The sequence below is a fragment of the Pseudoalteromonas sp. NBT06-2 genome (assembly GCF_002276045.1).
GTDB lineage: Bacteria > Pseudomonadota > Gammaproteobacteria > Enterobacterales > Alteromonadaceae > Pseudoalteromonas.
Genome location: NZ_NQMR01000135.1, coordinates 1 through 22,634, shown reverse-complemented (window position 1 = coordinate 22,634; position 22,634 = coordinate 1). Strand labels below are relative to the sequence as shown.

19 protein-coding genes and 1 pseudogene are annotated in these 22,634 nt (G+C 33.9%); 9 read left to right on the top strand and 11 right to left on the bottom strand.

Annotation, left to right across the window (positions count from 1 at the left end):
• Positions 1 to 1,885, bottom strand: a pseudogene (locus CJF42_RS20485) (hypothetical protein); the annotation flags it as partial.
• Between the two features lie 133 nt (positions 1,886 to 2,018).
• On the opposite strand from CJF42_RS20485, the gene CJF42_RS20480 reads away from it, so the two are divergent.
• On the top strand, positions 2,019 to 4,166 hold the full coding sequence (locus CJF42_RS20480) for a hypothetical protein (RefSeq protein WP_095368451.1): 2,148 nt from the start codon (positions 2,019 to 2,021) through the stop codon (positions 4,164 to 4,166).
• A 241-nt stretch (positions 4,167 to 4,407) separates the two neighbouring features.
• Here the strand turns inward: CJF42_RS20480 and CJF42_RS20475 are convergent, their stop codons facing one another.
• From CJF42_RS20475 to CJF42_RS20455, 4 genes are all read right to left on the bottom strand, one after another.
• Positions 4,408 to 4,773 carry a hypothetical protein gene (locus tag CJF42_RS20475; RefSeq protein WP_170940688.1) on the bottom strand — a complete coding sequence of 122 codons (366 nt, stop codon included), beginning with the start codon at positions 4,771 to 4,773 and terminating at the stop codon, positions 4,408 to 4,410.
• A gap of 472 nt (positions 4,774 to 5,245) precedes the next feature.
• Positions 5,246 to 5,956, bottom strand: a complete 711-nt coding sequence (locus tag CJF42_RS20465; RefSeq protein ID WP_095368449.1) for a helix-turn-helix domain-containing protein — start codon at positions 5,954 to 5,956, stop codon at positions 5,246 to 5,248.
• Positions 5,957 to 6,110: 154 nt separating this feature from the next.
• A complete protein-coding gene (locus tag CJF42_RS20460; protein WP_095368448.1) occupies positions 6,111 to 6,935 on the bottom strand; it encodes a class I SAM-dependent methyltransferase in 825 nt (274 codons plus the stop codon).
• 92 nt (positions 6,936 to 7,027) lie between these two features.
• Positions 7,028 to 8,299, bottom strand: a complete 1,272-nt coding sequence (locus CJF42_RS20455; RefSeq protein ID WP_095368447.1) for an alpha/beta hydrolase — start codon at positions 8,297 to 8,299, stop codon at positions 7,028 to 7,030.
• A gap of 96 nt (positions 8,300 to 8,395) precedes the next feature.
• On the opposite strand from CJF42_RS20455, the gene CJF42_RS28780 reads away from it, so the two are divergent.
• Positions 8,396 to 8,614 (top strand): hypothetical protein, encoded by a 219-nt coding sequence (locus CJF42_RS28780; RefSeq protein WP_095368446.1) that lies wholly within the window; start codon positions 8,396 to 8,398, stop codon positions 8,612 to 8,614.
• Positions 8,615 to 8,792: 178 nt separating this feature from the next.
• Here the strand turns inward: CJF42_RS28780 and CJF42_RS20445 are convergent, their stop codons facing one another.
• Both CJF42_RS20445 and CJF42_RS29135 read right to left on the bottom strand, forming a co-directional pair.
• Positions 8,793 to 9,101 (bottom strand): hypothetical protein, encoded by a 309-nt coding sequence (locus tag CJF42_RS20445; protein ID WP_095368445.1) that lies wholly within the window; start codon positions 9,099 to 9,101, stop codon positions 8,793 to 8,795.
• Between the two features lie 185 nt (positions 9,102 to 9,286).
• Positions 9,287 to 9,418, bottom strand: a complete 132-nt coding sequence (locus CJF42_RS29135) for a hypothetical protein (RefSeq protein ID WP_286203515.1) — start codon at positions 9,416 to 9,418, stop codon at positions 9,287 to 9,289.
• Positions 9,419 to 9,626: 208 nt separating this feature from the next.
• On the opposite strand from CJF42_RS29135, the gene CJF42_RS20435 reads away from it, so the two are divergent.
• On the top strand, positions 9,627 to 10,301 hold the full coding sequence (locus CJF42_RS20435; RefSeq protein ID WP_095368444.1) for a phosphoglycolate phosphatase: 675 nt from the start codon (positions 9,627 to 9,629) through the stop codon (positions 10,299 to 10,301).
• A gap of 71 nt (positions 10,302 to 10,372) precedes the next feature.
• On the opposite strand, the gene CJF42_RS20430 is transcribed toward CJF42_RS20435, so the two are convergent.
• The gene (locus CJF42_RS20430) at positions 10,373 to 11,821 is read right to left on the bottom strand and encodes an FAD-dependent oxidoreductase (protein WP_095368443.1); all 1,449 of its coding nucleotides are present in this window, start codon (positions 11,819 to 11,821) and stop codon (positions 10,373 to 10,375) included.
• Positions 11,822 to 11,979: 158 nt separating this feature from the next.
• On the bottom strand, positions 11,980 to 13,032 hold the full coding sequence (locus CJF42_RS20425; protein WP_095368442.1) for an aldo/keto reductase: 1,053 nt from the start codon (positions 13,030 to 13,032) through the stop codon (positions 11,980 to 11,982).
• Between the two features lie 159 nt (positions 13,033 to 13,191).
• Between CJF42_RS20425 and mrcB the strand changes: the two genes are divergently transcribed.
• From mrcB to CJF42_RS20410, 3 genes are all read left to right on the top strand, one after another.
• Positions 13,192 to 15,591 carry a penicillin-binding protein 1B gene (gene mrcB, locus CJF42_RS20420; RefSeq protein ID WP_095368441.1) on the top strand — a complete coding sequence of 800 codons (2,400 nt, stop codon included), beginning with the start codon at positions 13,192 to 13,194 and terminating at the stop codon, positions 15,589 to 15,591.
• 38 nt (positions 15,592 to 15,629) lie between these two features.
• The gene (locus CJF42_RS20415) at positions 15,630 to 17,168 is read left to right on the top strand and encodes a cobyric acid synthase (protein ID WP_095368440.1); all 1,539 of its coding nucleotides are present in this window, start codon (positions 15,630 to 15,632) and stop codon (positions 17,166 to 17,168) included.
• A gap of 85 nt (positions 17,169 to 17,253) precedes the next feature.
• Entirely contained in the window at positions 17,254 to 18,084 is an 831-nt protein-coding gene (locus CJF42_RS20410; RefSeq protein WP_252097682.1) for an AraC family transcriptional regulator, read from the top strand.
• Positions 18,085 to 18,962: 878 nt separating this feature from the next.
• Here the strand turns inward: CJF42_RS20410 and CJF42_RS20405 are convergent.
• Complete coding sequence (locus tag CJF42_RS20405; RefSeq protein ID WP_095368439.1) at positions 18,963 to 19,829, bottom strand: LysR family transcriptional regulator; 867 nt, start codon at positions 19,827 to 19,829, stop codon at positions 18,963 to 18,965.
• A gap of 115 nt (positions 19,830 to 19,944) precedes the next feature.
• Here CJF42_RS20405 and CJF42_RS20400 point away from each other — a divergent pair, with 115 nt between their 5' ends.
• Positions 19,945 to 20,319, top strand: coding sequence for a YybH family protein (locus CJF42_RS20400; protein WP_095368438.1), 375 nt, complete (start codon positions 19,945 to 19,947; stop codon positions 20,317 to 20,319).
• 701 nt (positions 20,320 to 21,020) lie between these two features.
• Here the strand turns inward: CJF42_RS20400 and CJF42_RS20395 are convergent.
• Complete coding sequence (locus tag CJF42_RS20395) at positions 21,021 to 21,569, bottom strand: nucleoside/nucleotide kinase family protein (protein ID WP_095368437.1); 549 nt, start codon at positions 21,567 to 21,569, stop codon at positions 21,021 to 21,023.
• A gap of 332 nt (positions 21,570 to 21,901) precedes the next feature.
• Here CJF42_RS20395 and CJF42_RS28775 point away from each other — a divergent pair, with 332 nt between their 5' ends.
• Both CJF42_RS28775 and CJF42_RS28770 read left to right on the top strand, forming a co-directional pair.
• Positions 21,902 to 22,162 (top strand): hypothetical protein, encoded by a 261-nt coding sequence (locus CJF42_RS28775; RefSeq protein ID WP_252097681.1) that lies wholly within the window; start codon positions 21,902 to 21,904, stop codon positions 22,160 to 22,162.
• 27 nt (positions 22,163 to 22,189) lie between these two features.
• Positions 22,190 to 22,414: a hypothetical protein gene (locus CJF42_RS28770; protein ID WP_252097680.1), complete on the top strand. Its 225-nt coding sequence runs from the start codon at positions 22,190 to 22,192 to the stop codon at positions 22,412 to 22,414.
• The last annotated feature ends 220 nt before the right edge of the window (positions 22,415 to 22,634 follow it).

The window sequence follows — 22,634 nt, the reverse complement described above, 5'->3', positions numbered from 1 at the left end:
CACGTACCTGTAGTGCGTTAACTGCAAGGTCTACATTGCCAATGTCCACTTTTAAACTGCTCACGATATCTTGCCAATTAGTGCCTGAATTTAAACTATATTCATAATCACTGGCAGCGGTAAAATTAGGAACCGGTGACCAGCTAAAGGTATTTAAATTATCATCCACGACACCGTTGGTAGGTGCACTTGGTGTTGTTGGTTTAGCGGTAAAGGCAATAGGGTTTGTTAGAGTATTGCCTGCTGGGCGCGATGTGGCAGCATCAGCTTTTACTCTGACTTTAATACTGCCAATAGCATAGGCTTTATCTTCTAGTTGAATTGTTAAGCCATTAGTTGTGGTCCATGAGCCTTGGTTTATTTGATATTCGTAATTTGAAATAGAAGAAAAGCCATCAACTAACGCAAAAGTAAACGTATTATTGATATCATTAGAGGCAACATGCGTAGGAGCAGCAGCTGCATCAGGAATAATGTATTTAGTAAAAGCTTGAGAAATAATTAAAGACTCTCCGGCATCTTGACGAGCACCTGCTTTAACACGAATATGGATTTGGTTTGCAGCAAGGTCAATATTACCCACAACCACAGGAGAGGTAGCATCAAGCCATGAATTACCGGCGTTTAAACTCATTTCATAGTCTGTGATATCGTCAAAACCAGTCACAAATTGCCATTGCACATTATCAATTTTATGTTGGTCATTAACGGCAATTAACAGTGGTGCACTAGCACCAGCAAGTTGTTTATAAAAAGCAGTACTATTAGTTAAAACAGCACCCGGCTCATCATTACTGCCTAGTTTAACCCTAACTTGTAAACTGTCTATCGCAAGATCTATATTGCCAACAGTAATACTTAAGTTATTATTTACATCATGCCATGACTGACCTGAATTTAAGCTGTATTCATAGTCTTGTGCATCATAAAATCCGGGTACGGCAGCCCACGAAAAAATATTTAAGTTATCATCAACAACGCCATTTGTTGGTGCAGGTGTTTGTTCTATATAACCTTGTTCAACTTCAACAGTTGTTAATATTAAATCGGGGTTAGTTTCTATGACAAGATCAGATATCGTTGCCACCTCTGTGATGCCTTGAGCAATAGCACTATCTACATGAAGTGTAACCAATTCAAGTGAATTTTTTGCGAATTTTTCTAAAAATAGCTTTGCTACTAACGCTTCTTTTCCGTTAGCGGCATTGTTGTATGATGCTTCAAGACCTTTAGCCATAACATCAGTTAAAACTTGTGCTTGCATTTTTGTACGCTGAATCGTTTTTTGTTGCTGTTGCGTTAAATTACTTTCATTTTCAGCTTTGATAAAGTCGCTATATAGTTGTTCATTCGTCGTAAATTTTAATTGTTTAAGTACTTCTTGCTCAGCTGAAAGTAAAGCTTGATCTGGTGTTAAATCATTTGATTGAGTTTGTAGTTTTGCATGTACTAATGTTGTAAACGGAGAAACGACTATTTGTTCATTTTTATTAGCTGAATTAACAGGTGCAAGTAAAAAAAATGGTTTATTAATAGTTTGATTTGGTCGATCACTATCAATCGTAATACCTGCGGATGTCGTTATAAGTAAAGGACTTTCATTGATATTATTATTTGGAATAGAAAGCGTAAATTTTCCTTCGTCATCAGTAATAGTTTGATATTCTAAAGCACCATCGCATCTGTAATTCCGATTTAAATCAATACAGGCTTTTGCCAAACTTAAATAACCATCAATAGCAACGCCATTGACAGCAGTATTTGTTGAAGTATCGGGTGATATTTTATCTATGGTTTCATCTGGCTTATTATCTGAACCACCGCAAGCTACTAACCAAAGTAACAGTGGTGTAATTAATAATCCTGGATATGTTGGTGCGTTCATTTTTATTTTCCCAGCTTAAAGTGCGCGGCATTCTAAATTAAAGTTATTTATGTATCAAGAATTATTATCATTATCGTTGCTATTAAAGGGGCTAGATGGAATAATTACTCCAAATTATTTATGAGAGTGAAAAATGTACTATAGGTTACAAATTAAAATCGCATTATTATTTTTTTTTATGATGTTAGCTGGGTGTTCCGAGAAAACTAATGATGCCGAAATCCCTGAATTTGAAAAGGCACAATATGATGTTAATCAAAAAGACTGTGTAGATAATAATCTGAATGGTTTTTGTGATGATGGCGAGATAAGTCAAACGATACAAGAATCAGAAATTTTGATTAAACATTATAATCCTATACTTGCTAAATATGACGATTTTATATTAACAGCTGTTGGTAACAGTAAATTAATATCTCCTTTTACAACATTAATTAATAATGAAGTATTATATAACCCTTTAGTTGAAGGGAGTGTCGATAAAGCTAAACATTATTTAACTGATAAGCTTGGCTTTGATTTTACTATGCTTGATATTCGTGATGGTTCTCCAGAGGTTGCGAATGAAATAATTAGAACACTTGTTTTTGCAAATAAACTTAAAAGTGACAACCCTTACCTAAATATTGCTGCTGCAGTTGATTTGATGATTTACAGTAATAGTTTTGCTGTTGAAGTGACACAAGCGCATTTGGATAATTTGATTAACGAACATTTGTTGATCAGTGATTTTTATCCTCTTGATACAAACGGCACTACAAGTGTCAGTAAATTCGATCTTCATCCCGTAACAGGTAGAGCGATTATTGTTACAACGGATAATAAATTAATTAGTTTAAATGCTAATAGCGGTGCCTATACATCTGTTGAACCAGCAACGCCATCAGAACAGCCTTTAGCTAGCTATAGTAAATCAGTTGTGGGCATACTTGATGATGATGATGATGATGATGATGATGATGATGATGATGATGATGATGATGATGATGATGATGATGATGATGATGATGACTGGGATTTTGAAAAACAAACTAGAACAATCGATATCGCAGGTATTAAACAACACATAAATGAACAAAATTTTTATGTGTTAACAACTGAACTATCTACTTCGCAATCTCTGGTTTGTCAGGAAAATGGTCAGTTTGGTATTTTTTTATCATCGATTACTACAAAAGAAGGTGAACAAAAGACTACAGCACTATCAGCTCAATCAAAACTTAAACCTGCCAATAATACTTTGATGGCAATAGATGCGTTCAGTTCTGCTACAACACCAGATATAGACGAACCCGTTATCATTCCACCAATTAATAAAAGCGAAGCATCTTGCTATAACAATGCTTTTGTATCTATGGCAGCAACAGATAATGCAGAGTTCATTGCTGTGGTTTTAAAAGGAGAGTTAGGTCAAGAAATTTATCGTTTTACAGGTGATAAATTAACTTTAAGCATAGATGTTGGCTATAGATTAAAAGACTTTGAATCTGTAAGTCATATAGCGATTTCAAATGATGGCAAGTTACTTGCGTTTACAGAAATGAATAGCGGAAAACTAAATGTTATTGATTTAGAAAAAATGAGTTTGATTGCGAGCTATATGCATAATAATAAAAAACTTGATCAAGTTCATTTTATGACAGATAACCAGCTTGTTGCGATAGAAAGTGGCAAACAAGATGTATTATTTTTGGCGTTAAATTCTAATAATATTACATTATCTCAAATGGTAACGCTGGAACATGAATTACAGTACTTAACGCTTAACGCTAATGCAAATTTAGTTGCAGTTGCCGGAATAAACGATATTAGTGTTTTATCTAAGGCTAACAATGTATATACATCTAAAAAATTGTTAACTGATATATCAAGTAATATAGGTCAAATTGGCATTTTATCTGATAAGGTTGTATATACTAGCGGCTTTGATGATTCATCCTTTTTCACATCTGCAAATCAAATTAATTATGCCACTTTACTTGGTGCGATAGGCTCGCACTTAAAATTAGCGCAACGCTACTTAACCAATAGTGTTGTGATGGCAAATAGAACAGGGCCAAGTTTTTATCGTTCAGGTGATCTTAATTTACCAAAAAACCTAGATTTGGCCGGTATTGAAAATATCAAGATTGAATGGTCTACTAATCTACCTGACAGAATTAATTTAGAGACAGGTGAAGTATCAAATTTATTAATTGATACTGCTTTGATCACTGCAAAAATAAGTGGTGAGTTCCGTTTTGAGACAGTTACAATTGAAAAAACATTTAAAATTTATTAGCTTAAAATAGGTAGTAAAAATGGAGTTATTGCTAATTTTAATGAGGCATAACTCCATATTCACAGTTATGGTTTGAATACATTAATCATTTCAGACCATTCTTGCTCTAGTGTAATAAAGCTTTTACCTGTTACAGATTTAATTGTTTGGCCTCGATATATTCTGCAATATTTATCTAGGCCATAGTTCTCAATTAAAAACTGGGTAAATGCGCCTTCTTGCAGATAAGCTAATTGCCTACCTAATCCATCATCAAAAAACGATTTTCATAACCATTTATTTTCTTTTTACGAAAGGCGCTAACAGCATAAACATGAGTTAACTCATGAATGATAGCAAGTCCTTTTATTTCATGTTTTTTCCTTTTACCAAAAGCATTTAAAACCCGATTTTCAGGCATAAGAATGGTGTTCCAATCTTGATAGGGTATTTTTTTTGTTTTTGATATATACCCAAGCCACTTCAAGATGTGAGGTTCAGGACTGCTGAGCAATTCATGATCTAGGCGCATCTTTGCATTAATGGTTACTCCCTTAAAAAAAGATGGACCGGCAATATGCTCCTGCATTGCTCTAGTACCTACATCCATGCAGGCAACAACGAGCATGATTTGCTCAGAAGTCCCTGTAAGGTTGGTTTATAAATACTTTATGCAGCGTTATTGATTTTGAAAAGGGAATAACCATGTTCTTCAATCAATGCCTTGCCTAAAGCATTTCTAATTCCAACTGAATCCTGCATCTTGAAGTGGTTTGGGTATATAAACAAGCAAACGTTCTTTAATAGGTGTACCTTCATACACTTTTGATTGTTTTAAATAAGATTGAACTATTTTAATATTATGCCGATCTCTATTGCCAGTTTTTCGATAATGTTAATTGACACGTTAGTATCATAAATAACAGTAAAGTTTTTGGTTTTAAACTCTAGTGCATTGTTTAAAAAAGACAGAAGTAAACATGCTAGCACTGGCAAAATTTTAATTATTGTATTCATTTTGACCTGCAGTATGTGAGCTACAACTTCTTTTTGCAAAGAAGCTATAACTTGAATTAATAAATGTTTATGAGTGTTTAAATTTATTTTGAAAACTGTAGTTTTACTTGTCTGACTTTATGCTCAATTGAGAGTCCAACAATACCGGCTAAAACAGCGAGTAAGCCTAATATACGTAACCAGTTATTAATACTTTTGTGATTGTTAAAATGTTGCTTTTTACTTAAATAGTAAAATCGCTTACCACCTTCTACATTTTTGACAAAATACTCACCCCTTGAATCTTGTTGCTCTATTTTTTCAAAGTCTAATCGAGCTAGAATATCGTCACTCATTTGCTTTTTATGTGCTGTAAATATACGTAGCGGCTCATCATTTTTAACAATCCCAAGAGACTCATAGCTATATGTTCGAGTGGTTTCTGGATTGTATATCCATTCTTGTTGGCCTGATATTAAAGCGGTTGCACCTAATACAATTAATAAAGATGAAAACCAAATCCAACGTAACATATATTTCATTGATTGGCTTTGATATTGCTTTAGGTTACTTTTTACCGCACTGAGCTTGCTTAAATTGTGCTTTATATAATCAGGTTCAAATTGATTAATAAATGTTTCAAATTCAATTTCAAAGGCATTTAAAATTTGATTAAACATATCGTCAGATGGAAAAGCTTTATCGTTTTCAAGCTTAGATAAGTAAGATTGTTCTATACCTATTAGTTGAGCAAGCTCAGGTTGGCTCATTTCTTTATTTGTTCTCAGTTGCTTTATTTGTTGACCTAATGTCATGGGTAATTTCCTTTATCTTTTAAAAACAATGACATTCTTAAGTATTCATCTGGGAATAAACAGATGAATATTAGGTGATATAAGGGAATATAAAGGCTTTAAGGATTAATTTATAGGATTATTCTAGATAAAAGTGTTTTTGTTAAAAAAATTTTTAACTTAAATTTAAATAATTAAGCCATTGGTTATGAAAAATAGTCATTTTTTTATGACGTTTTGAGCTTTGATGTTCAAGTTTATCTTGATGAGAATAAAATGGGCCAACGCGACAAAAAGCGCAATACGTATCGGATAAACTCGCTTTAGCATAATCAGGTATCATGAGTTTTTTGCTTAATTCAGCATGGGTTTGATTACTATAAACATAGGTATTACCTTGAGTATTTTTCACATGTTTATCCCTATCAACATTACGAATTTTATATCCAGGAAAGTGATTAATATCAAAATTCATCTGCCCTAAATAGGAAATGAGATTTTTATCGTTTTTAATACCGAGTAATAGCGTATTTTCAATATCCCAATCTCTATAAGGCTTTACATCCTTAGAGGTAATAAAGCATAAGTTTTCACCCTTAGGATCTAAAAAATGACTAAAAGTGTTAATTAAAAAAGTACGCAGTAAATGTCTATTTAAAGTATTTACAGAGATATTAGCTTGACTACAGTGTTGATGAAAGTCGTCTTGAGATGAAAATGCAGGTATTAAAGGAAATTGAAAAACCACTAAATCATATGAGTTTTGTTTTAAATTTGACCATGTTTTTTTATTGGTTACATCAAACAGAGTGAGTACTTCACAATGATGTTGACGTAATATTTGATATGCCTTGTTATCATATTTTTTTGTTAATGTCTCTAATGAATCTAGTACAGTTGCTGTTAATTTTTTAGGAGTGTGATGATTTAATAAGGATGCAGAAAAAGATAAATCGCCATCGCCTATGGTTAAAATTCGCCAATTTGGATTGATAAACATTTATCGTCTCTTTGGTATTTTTCAAAGGACGGGATTATAGCTTACCAATAGAGTTTAACCTAGTTGATAAGCTAAGTAGATTTAAATAAACCTTAACTTTTTAATTTAAACAATTTAGCTTCTATAATGCTTATTTGCCATTGGTTGGCGTTTTGTTCTTTGGCTAATGAAAGTGCTTTTTCAAAATAAACGGTAGCTGATTTTGTTTCTTTTAATTGCTCATAGGTTGTTGCGATATTTTTTAGGTATTCAACGGATGTGTCAAATTTATTTTCAGCTGACTTTAATAAAACTAAAGCTGCTTCTGGTGAAATAAAATGACTCACATAGCTTGCTTGCATTATTAAAAAATCGCGCTCAGATGCTGGTAGTACCTGTATCGCTTTTTCCATAAATCCATCTAGTTCAGTTACTTTTTTATTGATATAAAAATAACGAATTGCGGATTTGATACTCGGTGTTGGAATTGCTTGATTGATATTAAGCTCTGAAGCTAATTTTTTATAATGTGAAACGATAGTGCTAGGAGCATGCTTTGTTTTCAGTGTTTTTTCAGCGATAAACCAGCCTTTAAAAATTGATTTTAAGCTGTTTCTTAATGATATTAAACCAACAGAATTATGATTTTCGTCTGGGTAGTGAGTAAATTTCCAATTGATATTAGTAGGTTGTAGTTCATCTAAAATATTAATAAAACCATATTGGTTCATACGTGTTTCATCACCTAGAGATAAATATAACGAAACAGGCTTATGTGTATTTTTACTTATTTTTTCATTTGCAGATTTGGCGAAGGCCTGATTATTTAACCAAAGAGAAGGGCTACTGGAAATGTAATGATTAAATGAATCCGGTTGCTCCACAAGTGCGTTTAATACAAAAAGCCCTGCTATGGAATGACCCACAAGTATATTATTGTCAGCGGTACGGTAATTTTGCTTGATATAAGGCTTTAATTCTTTATTTATGAAAGATAAAAACGCATTTGCTTTGCCCTTATCTTGCGCTTTTAAAGGAGATGTTAATGCTTCAGGCGTCATATATTGACGATATTTATCAGTGCCTTTATCTGCGATGCCTACCAATATTACATCAGGAATTAATTGTGCTTTATTTGCCATTAAATCTAACATGCCAGAAACAGCATGAAAGTTATAATCGCCATCTAATAGGTAGATCACTGGGTAAGTTGCATTTGGGTTAGCTTGGTAGTTTTCAGGTAATAATATTTGAAGCTCACGCGCTTCATTTAATAATTTTGAATTAATTTCAACGCGTTCACCTAAATTAAAAGGTGTTGCAAAAGAGGTATTGCTTATTAAAATCAACACTGTTGTAATAATAAAGCTGATCGTTTTTATCATTTTATTGTTCCGTAATATTTAATGTCATTCTAGGGGCCGTTGATCTTTCAGGGTTAAATTTTTTTCGAGATAAAAGCATTTTAGTCGCGGCGAGTCGTGTGTCGCCTAGTCATTCTAAGTAAATACGACTCAACAAAGAATAAAATGCTTTTAGCCGAATCCTTCGGACAGCGTTTGTTGGGCATTTTTACTGCGTTATCGCCTTTTTATTTGGAACAACCACATGACAAAGCCTCTGCCTTGTATAAATACCCGACAATTTGCTGCAAAAGTAATCTCGAAACATCAACAGCCCCTAAGTTACTTGATAATTAAGTTGTGACTTTGGCCATGAAATAAACATCTACATATTTGCCGTAAATCTTTGCTTCGATAAGGTAACTGTAATGTACCTGAAAAACAGCTTGTTTGGTCATATATTTTTTTAATTGCGACAAAATCAGATTGATTACTGTGACGTATTTGAATATCCATTTGATTAATATCCTTATTTCTATAACAATTGAAGTGATATCGCTAAGGCTTTTCCTGTAATAAACAAAACCAATAATAAAATACTGTAAATACTATAAGCCATGTACTTATTTGGCTTATGTGTAAACTTAATCAAAACAAACAGCATTAAGCTATAAATAATGAACTCGCTAGCAAACTTAATTTGCGTTAACAAGTTTTGTTTATCTAGGGTCCAATGTTCCGTTAATATATGGGTGAAAATCTGCGACCATAAAAGTTGATAAATAACAGCAATAGGCAATAAAATGACAGTAAAGGTTTTGTAGATAGATAATCGTTTTTTCATTTTTGATGTTCTAATGAGAGTTATTGTAAAAACTTTTATTTTTCATTAATAATATATTGTTCTACAGGTTTGGGCTGGTTACTTCTATCTGTTACCCAGCATTCATCATAAATTGAGCAATAGCATATTCGATAGACATCTTTTTATCAGCTTCAAGAAAAAGCGCTGCATTTTCACCTTTATATTTAAGAGGCTTTAGCATATTGGCGATCTGTTGAAGCAGAATAAATTGAAACACCGGCTGTGATAATACTGATAAAGAGTGCTGACATGGCAACTATCATTTCAGGGTTTAGGTATATAGATTTACGACTCATTTTTTAAATTATCCAAATGTGATTTTATTTTTATTATCAGCTTTAATAATAAAGTATTTATTTTATTAAAACACGGGCTAATTATCTATAAGTCAAAAATAATTATTTGGAAATAGTAATTAAAATTGTACTTATCTATTAACAATGTCATATAAATTAAACCATCTGATGTTAATATAAGTACACTTGTTTTATTTGAGAAACCAAATTGAAATTTGAAAATAAAAATGTATTACTTTTTGATTTAGACGGTACTTTAGTTGATAGTGCACCTGATTTAGCATTAGCTGTAAACCAAACATTAACTGAACTTGGTTTGGCGACATTCGATCAAGATATTATTCATGGTTGGGTTGGCAACGGCGCGCAAGTTTTAATACAAAGGGCGTTATCTGGCTCAGTTGAAATATCAAAAACACTTGATGCTGCACTGAGTCAAAAAGCGTTAGCCATTTTTTTAGCAGCTTATGAGGCTAATGTATGCATTGAAACCGTCACTTACCCTAATGTACGTAAAACGTTAACAGCATTAAAAGACAAAGGTTTTAGATTGGCGATTATTACTAATAAGCCTGAGCGTTTTATCGCGCCAATTTTATCTGGTTTAGGTTTAAATGGTTTATTTGAACTCATAATTGGTGGTGATACATTAGCAAAGCGAAAACCTGACCCTTTACAGCTGAATTATGCATGTGAGCAACTAGCTGTAACAGCTGATAAATGTATTATGATAGGTGATTCTAAGAACGATATATTGGCTGCAAAAGCCGCAAATATGCAAAGTGTCGGCTTAACTTATGGCTATAACTATGGTGAAGCGATAGATGTTTATCAGCCTGAACTCGTTTTAACTCATTTTTCTGATTTATTAAAAGTGGTTTAATTTCTAGTGGGTTTAATGGATATATTCCCAGTTTTTTGGATTACTGAATGATCACAGACTATAAATTTAAGTTAACTTTGACCGACCACTTTAGCTAAATCAATGGGATAATTTCTCTGTTTTGCTAATTTAATTGCAAGGCTTGTAACTTCACTTTGATTTAATGAGCTTGTAATTTCATATGGTGGGGCTTGTTGTAAAATGCTTGAATTTAACAAACCGACTTCAACTAATTTATTTACGATTAAGTTAGCACCATCTATCGCAGATGAGGCTTTTACAATTTCAGCCCTTGCATAGTTATTACCACTAAAAGTGACATCTGCAGCGCGTAAATCAGCATCATCCCCTGGGATTTGTTGTGCGCCAAATAAAGGGGAGCCGCCCATTTTAGCTGAACTAAAACTCGGTAAAAACTGACTCATATGTGATATAGACTTATTTGTTCTGGTATAAACGTTATCTGCTTGCCATGCGTGGTCAATTTTATTTATAAATCGTTGCTCTAATTGTGGTTGTGCACTGTTATTGGTAGTTGAAACTAAGCCATTTTTAAATAAAGTAATATCTTGTGTCATACCGTGCAGCTGAAAATAACCATTAGCATAAGGTGTTAATTGCGCCATGCCTTGAGGCGTGCCACGTTCACCATAAAATATGACTTCAGGCCATTGACCTTCACATTGTTGCCAATGGGTAATATAAGCAGCTTTAAACTCCACCATACGTTTACGTTTTAAAATTAGCATGTCATCAATTTCACCGGTTTTAAAACCACAGGCATTAATTAAATAATCTACATTAATAGACTCATTATTTTCAGTTTTTAATAACCATCTATTTTCTATAGCCTTTATATTGGTAACCTTGGTGTTTGTAAGTACTTGGCAATTTTTTAATTTTTCAGTGGCTAAAATAGCCGTAGCGGCGAGCCTGAAGGCACTTAAACCATATTCTTGTACTAATACTAAAGGAAATTTGGTTGCGTCAAAATCGAGATTTTTAGCAACGGGTATCATCCAGTCATCTAATGTTTTTGCTTCCTTAGGTAAGGCTTTTTTAGCAAGTTTAGCTAATTTACTTTTGGTATAAAGTGCAAAATAATCTTCTGCTGGGCCTAAAACTTGATTTGACGCATCTTGAGTAATTAATTGTGCATACTCAGATTTTAGTTTTTCCAATCGAGGTATTAAATTATCAGGATTGCCTTTATCAGACTTAGGTATAGCCACAACAGTAGGGCGAATATTTGCGCTATGTTTATAAAGTTTTAAGGTGTCAATTGATTGGCGTAAAAGCGTTATACATTGTTGTTCTGATATTTCACGGTATAAGTTACCGCCAGCATGTAAATGGCAAATTGGGGGGCCATTGACTAATGATGGGCCTTTTTCAATAAGCGTGACTTTAATATTAAGTTCAGCTAAATGTAATGCGATGGTTGAACCTGCTATGCCGCCGCCAATAATGCCAATATGAATTGGTTCAGGCTGTGAACTTAACGAATTAATATTTGACATAGCGAATTTTAGTTACCTGTAATCAATAAACCTGCGCATTTTACGTCTCCGAGAGGTATTTTTACAGTGTTAAATATAAAAATATGCATTAATTTTAGTATGAAGTAACAGAATGTTAAAACCCTATAAATACTAGGGTTTTAACAAGTTTTAGTAAATTAGAAAGGCATGGGATATTGTTTTAATACTTGTTTGATATCTGAAAGTAGTGCGTCGGTAAGTGGTTCTTCAAATGCAGCTATATTTTCTTCAAGTTGAATTAGATTTGTTGCGCCAATAATGGTAGATGTCACACCATTTACTTGATCACACCAACCTAATGCAAGCTTCGCAGGAGAAATATTATGTTGTTTTGCAATATCTAAATATGCATCTACCGCTTTACTTGAATGTTCGGTATCTCTAAATAAGCCATTGCGCTGCATAAAGGTCCAACGGCTGCCTTGAGGTCGTGCACCATTTTGATATTTACCCGTTAATAAACCTGTGGCAAGGGGTGACCAAGGTAAATAAGCGATATCTTCGTTAACACAATTCTCAATTAAATAAGGCCAGTCTTTAGCATGTAATAAGCTAAATTCATTTTGAATTGACACCATACGAGGTAAATTATGTTGCTCGCTTAAGCGTAAGTATTGGTTTATACCCCAAGGTGTATCGTCAGATAAACCACAATAACCTATTTTTCCGGCTTTCACACATTTATCTAACCCTTGTAAAATATCTAACATTTGCTCAGTTTGCTCAGTGGCATTAACATCAGTGTAAGTGATATTATTAGGCCATTGATTACCAAAATGTGGTGATGTACGGTTGGGCCAATGTAGCTGATACAAATCGATATAGTCAGTTTGTAATCGTTTTAAAGAGTCTTCTACCGCTTGCACAACGGTTTTACCACTAATTTGACTACCTTCACGAATATATGAAAAACCAGGGCCTGCAATTTTAGATGCTAATACAATTTTTTTGCGGCGCGATGGATTAGCCTTAAGCCAGTTACCGATAATCGCCTCTGTTTTACCATAAGTATCTTCAGATGGCGGGACTGCATACATTTCCGCAGTATCAATAAAATTAATACCTTGCTCTTGGGCATAATCTAATTGAGTATTGGCATCTTGTTGATTATTTTGTAATCCCCAAGTCATACTGCCTAAACAAATGCGGGAAACCTCTAGTGGGCTACTACCTAAACGTACGTATTTCATGCATATTCCTTAATTATTTTCTTGAGCAGCAAAGCAAATCTATTCTATCTGCAAAAACATCTGTATCCTAGGCGCTAAATTAAAATAATAATGCAAATAGATACAATTTTTTGTTTTAAATTATTTTATCTCGCAAATATAAAACGAAATTTTAAATAGATGGCAACTAAAAAAAAATCAGATAAAAAAGCACCTACAAAAGAAAAAACAATAAAAAAAACAGCTGTAAAAAAAACGTCTGCCAAAAAGTCTGTTGCAAATAAAACAGCTAAAAAAAAGCCTGCAAAAAAAACAAATAACAAAAAGAATAATAAAGCTCCGTTAAAGTCTCGTATCTTAAGTTGGTTTTTTTCTGTTACTTGGAAGTCTGCTTTGGCTATTTCTTTGTGTGCTATTTTATATTTCATATATTTAGATTCAAAGATAACCCGCCAGTTTGAAGGTAATAAGTGGCAGTTACCCGCGCAAATATATGCTAGAGCAATGACATTTTATCCAGGGCAATATTTATCGAGTGATGAAGTTTTATGGGAGTTGAACCGGCTTAATTATTCCGAAGTAAACCAGATAACAAATACTGGCCAATATGTTATTAATAAAAATAAAAACGGACATAGAATTCGTATTTACCGTCGTGCTTTTGAATTTCATACAGGGCCTGAATCAGATATGGTTATTGAACTGGTATTTGGTTCAAAACGATTAGTGGCTATTAAAGATAGCAGGGGAAGACAACTTGGTAGTGCAAAACTTGAACCTGTACAAATTGCAAGATTGAGTAATGCAACCGGACAAGATCGTGAATTTGTACCACTTGAGCGCATGCCTGAAATGTTAAAAGACACTTTACAGGTAGTGGAAGATAAAGATTTTTATACTCATCATGGTGTATCGCCTTTTTCAATTTTACGTGCTTTATATAGCAATATTAAAGCGGGGCGAACAGTTCAAGGTGGCAGTACCTTAACGCAGCAGTTAGCTAAAAACTTTTATTTAACGCGAGAGCGCACTTTAATACGAAAAGTAAATGAAGCTTTTATCGCACTTATTTTAGATTATCGTTACAGTAAAGATCAGATCTTAGAAGCTTATTTAAATGAGGTGTATTTAGGGCAAGCCTATAATCAAGGCGTACATGGCATGGGGTTAGCCAGTGATTTTTACTTTGCTAAACCAATCGATGAACTAGAGTTTGACCAAGTGGCTTTATTAATCGGCATGGTTAAAGGACCTTCTTTTTATAATCCAAGACGTTATCCAGAACGTGCCATGAAACGTCGTGACTTAGTGCTACGCCTAATGGCTGAAAATCAGCTTATTAGCCCTAGAGAATATAAACAAGCTTTAAACCGTCCGCTCAATATTCAATCTTTAAAACGCAGCGCTAAAGTGGCGCATCCGGGTTATTTAGATTTAGTGAGTCGTCATTTAAAAACTTTATTACCAGATGTAGATACCATAGATGCAGGTGTGCGCGTATTTACTTACTTTGATTTGCAAAAACAAACAGCAATGGAACATGCTGTAGTAAATAGTTTGTTTTATTTAGAAAAACGTAAAAAAACAGACAAACTACAAGCAGCTATGATCTCTGTGAATTTGCAACATGCTGGTGTATCTGCTTTAGTTGCAGGGCGTAAAACGGGGTATTCAGGATTTAATCGCGTATTAGATGCAAAACGTAATATTGGATCTCTAGTGAAACCTGCGGTTTATTTAACTGCGTTAGAAGAGCCTGACTATAGCTTAGGTACTTTATTACAAGACGAAGCAATTACACTCAATGATGAAACAGGGCGCAATTGGCAACCTGTTAATTACGACAGAAAATTTCGCGGCCCTATGCCACTTTATAAGGCATTTAGTAATAGTATAAATCTACCGGCTGTGCACTTAGGTTTAGAGGTCGGTGTTGAAAATGTTGCCCATACTTTAAATAAATTAGGTGCAAAACAAGATATTCAAACATATCCATCCTTATTATTGGGTGCAGTTGAAATGTCGAGCTTTGAAGTGGCGCAAATGTACACAACTTTAGGTTTGTCGGGTTATTACCAAAAGCTAACCTCAATTGCTGCAATAACTGATTCGGTAGGCAATATATTGCATCAACATAAAGCTAAACCTAAAAAAGTATTTGATCAAGAATCGAGTTATTTAACCCGTTATGCCATGAAAAAAGTCACCCGAGAAGGCACTGCAAAACGTCTGAAGTCACACTTCCCTACAATACAGCTGGCTGGTAAAACGGGTACCACTAACAATTTAAGAGATAGTTGGTTTGCAGGGTTTGATCAAAATACAGCAACAGTAATTTGGGTAGGCCGTGATGATAATAAATCGACTTATTTAACGGGTAGTAGTGGCGCATTAGAGCTTTATATTCGTTATTTAAAACAGCTTAACCCTGAATCAATCGCAGAAACACGTCCTAACTCAATAAAATGGGCATTTGTAAATGAAGAAACAGGTAAACAAGCTCCGCCTGGATGTGGCACAGTAATTAAATTACCAGTTAGGGTGAGTGAGTTTAACCCTAGACCTAAGTGTAAGCGTTAAATATGAATATCAAAGCACTCATATAAACAAAAACACTGATGGTTCAGGGTACAACTTCTGATGCCGGAAAAACGACTTTAGTATGTGGTTTAGGAAGAGTATTTAAGCGAAAAGGCATTAAGGTAGCGCCGTTTAAACCACAGAACATGGCACTAAATAGCGCAGTGACAATTGATGGTGGTGAGATAGGTCGCGCACAAGCATTGCAAGCACAAGCATGTAATTTAGAGCCTGTGTGTGATTTTAATCCGGTATTGTTAAAACCGAGTTCTGATATTGGTTGCCAAGTCATTATAAATGGTCAAATCGCAGCGCAACTTGATGCACAAAACTACCATGATTACAAACCGACAGCGATGAAAGCGGTACTTAAAGCGCATAAACGCTTAGCTGAAAAATTTGAAAGTATATTAGTAGAAGGAGCAGGTAGCCCTGCTGAAATAAACCTTCGCGATCGTGATATTGCTAATATGGGCTTTGCTGAAGAAGTTGATTGCCCTGTCATTTTAATTGCTGATATAGACAAAGGCGGAGTATTTGCACATTTAACTGGGACTTTAGCCTGTTTAAGTGAATCTGAACAGAATCGTGTAATCGGCTTTGTGATTAATCGCTTTAGAGGCGATGCTGCTTTATTAACATCAGGCTTAGATTGGCTTGAAGAACAAACAGGCAAACCCGTACTTGGCGTTTTACCTTATTTGCAAGGTTTACATTTAGATAGTGAAGACTCCGTTGCGCTTGAACAAGTCATAGATAAACCTAAACTTAATGTTGTTATTCCTGTTTATCCAAGAACCAGTAATCATAATGACTTTGATTCTTTACGAGCACATCCTGATGTTAATGTGCAATTAGTTGGCCCCCAATTAATGAGAGCACAAGCAACAAACAGTGAATTACAATCTAATAAACCTAAAGCCGATTTACTCATTTTACCTGGTTCTAAAAATACTCAAGCAGATTTAACTTGGTTTAAAGAGCAAGGCTGGGAAGAGTACATAAAACGTCATTTAAGATATGACGGAAAAGTATTGGCAATTTGTGGCGGATTACAAATGTTAGGCATAGAAATCAAAGACCCAAATGGCATCGAAAGCCCACAATGTAAAACGACTCAAGGGCTAGGTTTATTACCTTTAATAACAACTTTACAAGCAAATAAAGCACTGAGTTTAAAAAAAGGAATGTTACAATTGCCAGGCCAGAATAAAGTTGCTATTCAAGGTTATGAAATTCATACTGGTAATACTTTTATTGTAGATGAACCATTAAATAACTTAGCTGATATTCAACAAGTGGTGTTTGATAATGATGAATTAAACGCTTGTTTCGGCTCAGGTGTTATATCTGAAGATAACCAAATATTCGCCAGTTATTGGCATGGTTTAATGGATACCCCTGAAGCATTGACGGCTATTTTAAATTGGGCAACAGATTCAGTTATAGGCTCTGGATTTAAACATGTTGATTATCAGGCTTTACGCGAGCATAGTATTAATCACTTAGCTGATAACATAGAGCAAGAGTTTGATTGGAATAAATTAACCGCAGCACTTAAAAAGTTTAATAGATAATAAAAATATAAAAGTGCAATTTTGTACAAATTTATTAAACAGTAATATAGTAGAGTATTAATCCTTTGATGCTTTGACTAATAAAATGATGAAACTAAAAGAGCAGGCTAAATTTCAACTCCACCAGGAATTAGGTGGGCTTGAAATGGTGGAAGCTGATTTCTATCTTCATAATTTCTCTAAGCATAGTCATGAAACTTATACCATTAATGTAATAGAAAAGGGCGCACAGCGCTTTTTAAGTTCGGGCAATCACTTTGTTGCGCCCGAACATAGTATTATTTTCGTCAATGCAGATGAAGTGCATACAGGTCAATCAGGTACAGATAATGGTTGGTCGTATCGTGGTATTGCGCCTTTTGAATCTCATTTTACTAAATTGGCAGCTGATATTGGTTTTGCTGAGGATTTTGCACCTTATTTTCCCAATGCTGTCGTGCAGGATGCACAAATGGCTAATGAATTGCGCCAGCTGTTTAATACCCTTGCCAATTCTGATAATAGGCTTTTACGTGAAACCATGCTTTATGGTGTGCTGACCCGCTTAATGCTAAAACATGGTAAAAGCAAAACTGAGATAAAACAAAAGTATACGGCTAATCATAAACTAGAATGGGTAAAGCAATATATTAACGATCATTTAGAGCAAAATATTACTTTAGAAACGTTAGCTAAAGTGAGTGACTTCACGCCTTTTTATTTAGTAAGGCAGTTTCAAAAAATGTATGGTTTACCTCCCCATGCTTATCAAATTCAACAAAGGCTGCGCAAAAGCAAATTACTATTAAAGCAAGGCGAAAAGGTTGTTAACGTTGCAGCTGATGTGGGCTTTTACGATCAAAGTCATTTTCATCGTCACTTTAAAAAAGCAAATGGTGTCACGCCAAGTCGTTATGCTCGACAGGTAGGGGGTTAGTTTTTTATTATTTTAAAACTTTAAAACTTTAAAACTTTAAAACTTTAAAACTTTAAAACTTTAAAACTTTAAAACTTTAAAACTTTAAAACTTTAAAACTTTAAAACTTTAAAACTTTAAAACTTTAAAACTTTAAAACTTTAAAACTTTAAAACTTTAAAACTTTAAAACTTTAAAACTTTAAAACTTTAAAACTTTAAAACTTTAAAACTTTAAAACTTTAAAACTTTAAAACTTTAAAACTTTAAAACTTTAAAACTTTAAAACTTTAAAACTTTAAAACTTTAAAACTTTAAAACTTTAAAACTTTAAAACTTTAAAACTTTAAAACTTTAAAACTTTAAAACTTTAAAACTTTAAAACTTTAAAACTTTAAAACTTTAAAACTTTAAAACTTTAAAACTTTAAAACTTTAAAACTTTAAAACTTTAAAACTTTAAAACTTTAAAACTTTAAAACTTTAAAACTTTAAAACTTTAAAACTTTAAAACTTTAAAACTTTAAAACTTTAAAACTTTAAAACTTTAAAACTTTAAAACTTTAAAACTTTAAAACTTTAAAACTTTAAAACTTTAAAACTTTAAAACTTTAAAACTTTAAAACTTTAAAACTTTAAAACTTTAAAACTTTAAAACTTTAAAACTTTAAAACTTTAAAACCTTAAAACCTTAAAACCTTAAAACCTTAAAACCTTAAAACCTTAAAACGAGCAGCAGTCCACTGTTAAAGCCTGATACCACTGAACCGTGTGACTCCGATCGCTTACTGGTTTGAGATACGCTTTGTTCTTTTTGTAATTTAACACCTCAACAATTGGATTATATTTCATTATTAAATTGCCCTGTTTAATTAAAGCCGATCACAATGCATAACCGCTCTCAAATACGACAAATTAGCGTTTCAAACTCTGATTGAATGGCTTGCTGTGCAAGCTTAATTGCAATAGGCACAGCACCTGAGTAAGGATGTACGGTGAAAACCTTGGTCGAGGGTAAGTGCTTGTCCTCAAAAACTGGAATTAAATCTGGGTATTGTGATAATAAAATGTTTGGGACAATGCCAATGCCAAATCCAGCAGTAATTAACGAGACTGTTTGAGCTATCGTGTCACTAACATGAGTTGGGGTAAAGTTCAGTGTATATTGTTGCGAATGTTCATCATATAAAGTATGAGTTATCTGGTTGGTTTGCCAATGATTAGCAATGTACGCTGTATGCTTGATATCAATTTCTTGATTTCGTGATTGACATAATACGTCTGTTAAGCTTCCAATTGAGCGCTGTTTATAGCGGCTATCTTGACTCTGTCCTACTCTAACAGCCAAATCTATATTATGTTGCATTAAATCTAGCTGTTCATCTTGGCATATGAGTGACAAATGTACCTTTGGGTATGCCAAAAACGTTTTTGCCAATGCAGGTACTACTAACGAGTCCATAAGTGCATGTGGTGCGGTAATCGTCAGTGTTCCACTAGGCTCAACCTGCTGAGCCATTATTTCATCCCATGCTAATTCAGCCAATTGATTCATCTTCAAACAATGAATAAAAAATCGCTCGCCTGCAGGTGTTAATGACTGCCTACGTGTCGTACGTTTTAACAGTGTGGTGGCCAATTCGCTTTCCAATTGCTTTAAGTGCTGGCTTAACACCGACTTTGACAAATCTAACTTATCAGCAGCTTTTGTAATTGAACCCGCCTCAACAATGTGCATAAACAGGTTCATGTGACGTAACTTATTCATTATTTTCCAATGATATTGTTTAATTAAATTTAACAGTGTTTTTTATTAACTTTGTTTTTCTTATTAAATCACAGCACTATACTTGCCTGCAAATAAACAACGGAGATAATAAAATATGGCTCAACAATCTGTATTTGAAGCATGTAAAGCGGGAATTTTAAAATGGCAAACCGCGTTTAATAAGCAAGATGCCGCGGGGTGTGCTGCATTGTATCATCCAGAATGTACTATGGTAGCAAAACCATTTGGTACTTTTACAGGCACTGAGCAAATCCAAGCTTTATGGCAAAACATCATTGATCAAGGGTTCAAGCAAGTTGAGTACAATGATGTTATCTGGCAACCCGAAGGGGAGGATGGCTATTTGCTCACTTCCAACTGGCAAATGAATAAAGCGTTTGGTGTCGTTCACAAAGAGCATTGGCAAGTTCAGCCCGATGGCACAGCTTTCCTCATCTACGATGAATTTGAAGTACTAGGAGAGCACTAATACTTCGCCTACATGCCTTATCGCTTTCATTTAACAAAGGCGATTAGCAAACTAATACAACTCTTGACTCAGAAGCGCATTTTGTAGATTCATGTATATACTTTAGTGAATATATATACCATGCTACATGGAAATGCGTGATTTCAGAAAATCAAGAAGCATGCCAAATACTAGAGCACCGAACAGTTTAAAATATAGTCACCAGCGAGAGCCAAAATTTTCGTAGACTAGGAAAATTTTTGTAGGTTTTATTCTCCATCAAGAAAATTTAACGCAGTATACGGAAATTTAGCCTCGCCCGCAGGGAATGGCCAAAAATCACACATGCTACGTTGTATCAGCTCGAAATAGCTCACTATTCCATTCACTAATACGCCTTGCCTATGTGATTTTTGGACCATTCTGGTGTTCATATTTTAAACTGTTCGGTGCTCTAGGCATAAGATGTGTCGTTAAGTGATTATCAAAAAAGATCTTATAACAAAGCAGTTGGCCGCTTATCGTCTTGTCCTAGCGGAGTTTAGGAAGGAAACCATTACGGCGTTATGATTGATCATCAGGGAATAGCCATGAATTAAAATCATGCCTTGTACTTATATCCTACCCAATCTCTGAAACCTGCATTTCGAAGTAGCACGGGTATATTTATCACACTGCAGCTCCACATGATGAGTGTTGTAAGAAACTTCCAGTATCCAGATTTAGTTTATATTTCTTTTCAACCAGTTAGTAATGTAATTGGTTGTGTCTTTAATTGAGACTACTTCCTTAAAAATTAAATCAGAGTCATCTCTAACTTGGTTTGCTGCTGATATATAAATTTCTCTAAAGTGATCTTCGTATTTATTTAGGTAATTAGAAATGGAGCCTATTGAATGAGGATGTGCAGTATATCTTTTGATAATACGCGCTAGGCATAACTCCATAGGTTGGTCTAATAAAACAACGTAATCGATTAATAACGAGATAGAATCACGTTCTCTACCAAATGGTTCTTCAATAAAAATAAAACGACTGCTACTTTTTGAAATTAGATCCTCCAAAGAACAGACAAACTCTGGAGTTTTAATTAGAGAAACATTTGCCCCATTTTTTAGCCATAGCTTCATATTTTTAGGGTAAGTATTTTTATCTGTGTGTTCGTCAAATAGTAAAAATGGACAATCAAATTTAGTGGCTAATTGTTTAACTATGGTTGTTTTACCTGCACCAGATACTCCACTTACAGCAACTACTTTTGTATTACTCATACTTTCCTAGTGTGGCATAGCTTTATTTCAAACTAACAGATTGATATCATTAATTCTGGGTATGTAATTTGTTAACTTCAAAAGTTAAAATCAAAATTCCAAGTAATTCTTAATAATTTTAAAGTTTACCACTTAAATATTTTAGAGACAATATAACTGTGCAAGATGAAAGCGAGCATTTAGATAATCGGAAATTATTTTGCTAACGGCGCTTTAGACTCTATAGAATAATTAATATAAAATTAATTTACAACCACTTACATAGTTTGCAACCTAGCTGTGAATTAAAAATACAGAGAAATAACCAATGTGCTGTTCAGTATTTAACTCAGGTGCTACGAAATTTAACCACTAAAATTCATTCAACTGAATTTTTAGAAAATCATCGTAAAAAATCTACTGATTTCACTCGAAATCGCACGCTTACTTTTCCTAGTTTAATTAGTTTAATTAGTTTTATGTTGAATGCTCTCAATGGTTCAATTCAGGCTGAACTCGTTCGGTTTTTCAATATTATTGATGATAGCTACTTATCAACAAAGTCGGTTAGTACCGCTGCTTTTTGTAAAGCCAGAGTGAAACTATCTCATTAGATATTTATTGAGTTAAATGATGATTTAGTGCAAGAGCTCTATGAAGCGGCAACTATTGATAAATGGCAAGACCATCGACTACTAGCCGTTGATGACTCAGTCACACAATTACTTATCTCTGATGAACTATTTGAGCATTTTGGTAAAGCGTGTTCACATGCTGCTATGCCTGCCGTTCGCCTTTCTCAAATCTATGAGGTTAAGAATAATATTACCCTAGATTTACAGGTAAAAAACCACTCAACAGGATAGCGTGAAATGGCGCTAAAGCATTAAAATAAAACTCAAATAGGTGATTTAGTCATTTATGATATACTCAAACCACTTCAAGATGCAGGATTCAGTTGGAATTAGAAATGCTTTAGGCAAGGCATTGATTGAAGAACATGGTTATTCCCTTTTTAAAATCAATAACGCTGCATAAAGTATTTATAAACCAACCTTACAGGGACTTCTGAGCAAATCATGCTCG

Excerpts from the sequence above, each read along its gene's own strand:
- CJF42_RS20480 (WP_095368451.1), top strand. The coding sequence starts at position 2,019 with ATGTACTATAGGTTACAAATTAAAATCGCATTATTATTTTTTTTTATG.
- CJF42_RS20475 (WP_170940688.1), bottom strand. The coding sequence starts at position 4,773 with ATGCTCGTTGTTGCCTGCATGGATGTAGGTACTAGAGCAATGCAGGAG.
- CJF42_RS20465 (WP_095368449.1), bottom strand. The coding sequence starts at position 5,956 with ATGACATTAGGTCAACAAATAAAGCAACTGAGAACAAATAAAGAAATG.
- CJF42_RS20460 (WP_095368448.1), bottom strand. The coding sequence starts at position 6,935 with ATGTTTATCAATCCAAATTGGCGAATTTTAACCATAGGCGATGGCGAT.
- CJF42_RS20455 (WP_095368447.1), bottom strand. The coding sequence starts at position 8,299 with ATGATAAAAACGATCAGCTTTATTATTACAACAGTGTTGATTTTAATA.
- CJF42_RS20445 (WP_095368445.1), bottom strand. The coding sequence starts at position 9,101 with ATGAAAAAACGATTATCTATCTACAAAACCTTTACTGTCATTTTATTG.
- CJF42_RS29135 (WP_286203515.1), bottom strand. The coding sequence starts at position 9,418 with ATGAGTCGTAAATCTATATACCTAAACCCTGAAATGATAGTTGCCATG.
- CJF42_RS20430 (WP_095368443.1), bottom strand. The coding sequence starts at position 11,821 with ATGTCAAATATTAATTCGTTAAGTTCACAGCCTGAACCAATTCATATT.
- CJF42_RS20425 (WP_095368442.1), bottom strand. The coding sequence starts at position 13,032 with ATGAAATACGTACGTTTAGGTAGTAGCCCACTAGAGGTTTCCCGCATT.
- mrcB (WP_095368441.1), top strand. The coding sequence starts at position 13,192 with ATGGCAACTAAAAAAAAATCAGATAAAAAAGCACCTACAAAAGAAAAA.
- CJF42_RS20415 (WP_095368440.1), top strand. The coding sequence starts at position 15,630 with ATGGTTCAGGGTACAACTTCTGATGCCGGAAAAACGACTTTAGTATGT.
- CJF42_RS20410 (WP_252097682.1), top strand. The coding sequence starts at position 17,254 with ATGATGAAACTAAAAGAGCAGGCTAAATTTCAACTCCACCAGGAATTA.
- CJF42_RS20405 (WP_095368439.1), bottom strand. The coding sequence starts at position 19,829 with ATGAATAAGTTACGTCACATGAACCTGTTTATGCACATTGTTGAGGCG.
- CJF42_RS20400 (WP_095368438.1), top strand. The coding sequence starts at position 19,945 with ATGGCTCAACAATCTGTATTTGAAGCATGTAAAGCGGGAATTTTAAAA.
- CJF42_RS20395 (WP_095368437.1), bottom strand. The coding sequence starts at position 21,569 with ATGAGTAATACAAAAGTAGTTGCTGTAAGTGGAGTATCTGGTGCAGGT.